The organism is Fodinibius sp. (genome assembly GCF_041642155.1).
Classification (GTDB): Bacteria; Bacteroidota; Rhodothermia; order Balneolales; family Balneolaceae; genus Fodinibius.
Window position 1 is genome coordinate 1 of the sequence record NZ_JBEPWZ010000245.1, and the last position, 4,783, is coordinate 4,783.

General features: G+C 48.7%; 4 protein-coding genes. 1 reads left to right on the forward strand and 3 read right to left on the reverse strand.

The window, feature by feature from the left end; translation table 11 throughout:
• Positions 1–760: DUF5050 domain-containing protein (locus ACESLU_RS11945; protein ID WP_372638876.1), on the reverse strand; the 760-nt coding region annotated here is incomplete at its 3' end.
• A 69-nt stretch (positions 761–829) separates the two neighbouring features.
• A complete protein-coding gene (locus ACESLU_RS11950) occupies positions 830–1,378 on the reverse strand; it encodes a D-glycero-alpha-D-manno-heptose-1,7-bisphosphate 7-phosphatase (protein WP_372638877.1) in 549 nt (182 codons plus the stop codon).
• 323 nt (positions 1,379–1,701) lie between these two features.
• Between ACESLU_RS11950 and ACESLU_RS11955 the strand changes: the two genes are divergently transcribed.
• Entirely contained in the window at positions 1,702–2,577 is an 876-nt protein-coding gene (locus tag ACESLU_RS11955; protein ID WP_372638878.1) for a DUF4382 domain-containing protein, read from the forward strand.
• A gap of 246 nt (positions 2,578–2,823) precedes the next feature.
• On the opposite strand, the gene ACESLU_RS11960 is transcribed toward ACESLU_RS11955, so the two are convergent.
• Entirely contained in the window at positions 2,824–4,563 is a 1,740-nt protein-coding gene (locus tag ACESLU_RS11960; protein WP_372638879.1) for a capsule assembly Wzi family protein, read from the reverse strand.
• Between the last annotated feature and the right edge of the window lie 220 nt (positions 4,564–4,783).

Below are 4,783 nucleotides of genomic sequence, written 5' to 3' on the forward strand. Positions count from 1 at the left end.
GAGCGAGATCGAAATGATGGTCGGTGGTCAGCTGTGTTTGATTGGAGCCGTCGGCATCCATGACGTACAGGTCGAAATTGTCATTGCGGTCGGAGGCAAAGGCAATCTTCTCTCCGTCGGGCGACCATACGGGATCCACCTCATAGGAATGAGCAGAGTGGGTAAGTCGTTGCTGGTTCCTGCCGTCGGGTTCCATGGTATAGATTTCTATATTCCCGTCCCGGTCCGAGAGAAATAAAATATCATTACCACTGGGAGAGAAGAAGGGATAGACATCCGTAGCTTCGTTGGAAGTGAGCTTCCGGATATCACTGGTTTTAAAATTACGAAGATAAATCTCCATATCCCCGTCTTCATTGGAATGGTAGAGCAGGTTACGACTATCCGGCGACCATGAGGGAAGATCGCCGTCCCGTGCAGAGCTTATGGGGAATTGTTCCGATTCATTCTGAGCGTGACGCATATCGTAGTACAATTCCCGCTCCCGTTCGGAAAAGAAGGCCACGTATTTTCCATTGGGCGACCAGGCCGGATAGTAGTCGTGGGCGGGATGGGAACTTACATTCTGGACATCATGCGTATTTAAATCAATCACATAAATATCAAAGTTACCATTAAGTGCTGAAGCAAAGGCAATTTGGTGACCATCAGGCGACCAGTAGGGGTGGACGTAGGAAAGCGTATCCGCATCCTGAGGCTGGCAAAACGCCGCCCTGGCGTATAGCAGTAAAAAGATGAGAACTGCAAATGATCGTTTCATACCTGCCTCCCATACCCTTGTTAATTAAAGGGTAATAAAAAAGAGAGACATATTCACCTTTTTTAGGTGTTATGACAACTTTTTTGTGACTTCCCGCAGCGATTTGTATTTCTCTATCCCGTGTTGTTGCAGCCATTCGCTATCCTGATGCGGTTCGTGACGAGATTTGATGAAGAACGGGGTGATTCCCAGTTCAACGGCCGGTTTCAGGTCGGTTATTTTATCTCCGGCCATGTACGACTGCCGGAAATCTATGCGGTGCTTTTGGGCGGCTTTTCGAAACATGCCGGTGCCGGGTTTCCGGTCTTCCGGCACATACTGTTGACCGGGATCATGTTCGGGATGATGCGGGGCATAATACCAGTCATCGATGGTTATGGCGTGTTCCCGGAGCTGCTTGTCCACCCAGCGATGGAGCGCCCATACCTGCTCTTCTGCATAGCGCCCGCGAGCAATACCAGACTGGTTGGTTACGACGAAAATTTTAAAATGGTGATCTCGTATCCATTGCAGCGCGTCAAGGACCCCTTCACACCAGGTCCACTCTTCCGGGCGGTGGACGAAATTGTAGTCTACATTGATGGTACCGTCGCGATCGAGAAAAAATGCTTTATTCATACGTTTATCTGAATCCAAAATGCACTCCAAAGATAAAAAAACAGCGGGGCAGGCGCCAGATCGATACGCCTGTATGCGTTTCGCCCTCTCAGCCGAAGCTAACCCGTATTTTTCACCATAAATCTCTGTGAGAAATACGGGCTAAATCGCCCGGGATTAAACCGCTGACGCTGGACTTCTTTAAAAAAAAGGAAAATTCCGGAACAAAAATCCCGGACGCAGACTAAGAATGAAGCATATATATTACGGATGTAGTATATTTTTTATTACAAAATAATAATTCAGAAGGGCAACCCATTATGAAAAAAATCAGGTTAAAACAGATGAAGAAAGCTAATTTTAACGCAATGCTTAATCGCATTATACAGAGTATCTTTGTATTTGGAGCGGTAATATTGATTGCTGTTTCATGTAAAGATGTGGATTTCAACGGACCACAGCACGGGAAGGCTCAGATGAATGTGAAGCTTACCGATGCCCCTGGCGATTACCAGGAGGTCAATGTGGAGGTTCAGGGACTTCGTATTCACTATACCCCTTTTAGCGATGATACGGTTAATGTGGATCCGGACAAGGATGGCAAATGGATAGATCTACCGGTGGATCCCATGACCATTAACTTGCTTGAGTTGACGAATGGTGTTGATACCTTGCTGTCCTCGGCAGATTTGGATCCCGGGCATTATCAGGAGCTTCGGCTGATTCTCGGTCATGACAATACGGTCATGGTGGATGATGAGCTGCATGATCTCAAAGTACCCAGCGGCCAACAGTCGGGGTATAAGATTAAATTCAAGACGGAGCTTGAAGCCGGTGAAGAGCTCGATGTGATCATCGATTTCGATGCGTCCCGCTCGGTCCACAAAGCAGGAAGGAGTGGTAAATACATCCTGAAACCGGTACTCAAGGCCTTTGTTGAGAACGGTGAAAAGGCGGAAGCAGGATCGATCTCCGGAACGGTGGAACCTGTAGATGCAAGGCCGACGGTTTTTGCTGTTGCGGGAAGCGACACGATTAGCTCTACCCATGCCGATACAACAGATGGCGGCTTTATGCTGCGGGGACTCGAAGAAGGTCTGTATGATCTGGTAATAGAACCGGCAAACGATCAATATTCTGCTACCACAGAGACAGGCGTATCTGTTGAAAGTGGTTCAGAAACAAACCTGGATCCGATCGTGTTGGACGAAAACGAGTAAAAAGCTAACCCGCATTTTCCGGTGAGAAATGCATATTACAGTTTGTACTATTAGATAGAAGAGTCAACCACAAAAAGCCCGGCTGTTAAATCAGCCGGGCTTTTTTTATTTCAGGAGGATTGGGGGAACTGCGGTTATGCCAATGCCCGGATCGTGCCCGGTTCATGGTACGCATTCTGCGCATTCTGTGCATTCGGCTGTCCGGCCGTCGGCACTTGCCGGCTATAGCCATCGTAAGAGACCGTTTTATCTCAATGCCGAGAGGCGATATCGAACAGAGAGCTTTATGCTGAGGTGATTTTGATCATTTTCGTAGATGTAGTCATGGTTGATTTCGCGGCGGTAGGTGATGCCGATATCCGTTTCAAACTGTTTGTAGAAAAACAGAACAGACGCTCCAAACCTCATTTCTACATTATGAAGCCAGTACTTGTTGTGATTTGGATTCTGAATATCTTCATCGAGCATGGCATCCGAGAGATAAAGAAAATCATTGTTTTTAGCGACCCGCTGGGTGAATATGTTAATGCGGCCTTTGTCGTAAAACAGGGATCCTCCCAGGTACTGGCTGTTGGATCCCGGTCCGATGGCAGCCCCCATCAGTTGTCCCCGGTTGGTATATCCCTGGGGCGATCTACTGTGAACATAGAAGGGAGCGTAGCCACGAAAAGCACCCGACTTACTGGCTTCCAGCTGGGTCAATTCGGTGGTAACGGATAATATTTTTTGGCTGTTCAGGTCAAATGTTTTTTGCAGTCCCAGGGTATAGCCCCGGCTGTGAGAGGGCTCGGTAAAAAAGTCCCGCCAGTCCCAGCTGTGATCCGTTCGCGCCCATTCTCCATAGATCTCCAGCCCGCTTTCGGGAAAGACCCATTGACCAAACAGGGAGATAAGCTGATCGGACTGGTCGTTGCCGCTGATGTTGGACTCATCGGTGAGATTCGTTTTTGTAAAAGCTTCAAAAATTTTGAACAGATCACCGGCCGGGATGCCTTCAGCTGGAATGATTTCATAAAAAACTCTATTGAGGCCAATCCTGAGTCCTGGTACCGGCCTGGGACTGACCGACAGGGTAAGTCCCGATACATATCGTTCATCATTCCCTGAATTCTCGTCAAAGTAATCTGATTCAATCAGCTTGCCCCAAAACAGCTTGGTTTTCAGGTGGCCGATATAGATATCCCTGGGTTCCGGGGTGCTGATAAAGAAATGACGGAAGCCGGGGCCATTGCTGTCCATGAGGATGGCATTCTTGCGTGCCGGTCCCCACCGCATGTGTTCATTGGAAATGCCGGCCGCCCACCCCCGGTAGTCGGCGCGAAGATAGGAGTTTCCCCAATCCGCCGTCCAGAAGGAACTGTTCCCAAATCTCTGGGGCCAGTCTATGCGGTCGAGGGCATATGCGTAGGGCGACCTGTTCGGGTTATTCTCGTACGGTGAAAGCTCGAAACTTCTGTTCTGATTAAATAGGAGATGGGGACGCAAGGAAGCCGACAGGAAGCGGTATTGTACAAAAAAGCCGGCCGACCAATCAGTGGTGAATCCCCTGCCCTGCCAGACCGGACCGTCATGCTGTCCACCGGGTTCGAGCGACTGCCAGTAGGTTCGAAGTCTGGGGTCATGGGGAGCGATGGTAAAATGACTCTCTGCGCCGGGGTCCGCATGTTCTGATAACTTATCACGAGCACCACCGGTATTGAATACCGGATCGGGCGCATCAGACCATGGGTGCTGTTGTAAACGATCGATCCTGTTGAGATGGGAGTACTCGTGCCTGAAAAGATAAAAAGGGTCCCCGGGCTGGCCGAGAAGGCCGCTAACGGTTAATGTTTGAAGATACTCCTTATAAATATCGTTCTCCGTAAGTTGTTGAGCCCAGGCCTTTTGCCCGACCCCAACTACGTTTGAAATGAGGATAATGCAGATAACAAATGGGTAGGAGATGGAAAAGGATGACCGAACTAAAAGATTTTTCTTGTAAAACATCGCCCTGGTTTATTTGTAATAAAAATTATGATAGGAAAGAATCTAAAAATGGTAGGCAAAACAGGCAGATTTTGTTCCCCGGTGGTCGCTGTGGGCGAAAATAATTATAAAAGAAACCGATCGCCGGGCGGCACTGTCCTGCCCGGGAACCTAGGGACTCCTGAAGAGTTAGTTGATCGCCCCGTTTATGGTGGGTTTTTAACCGGTCGGACTCCTAGAT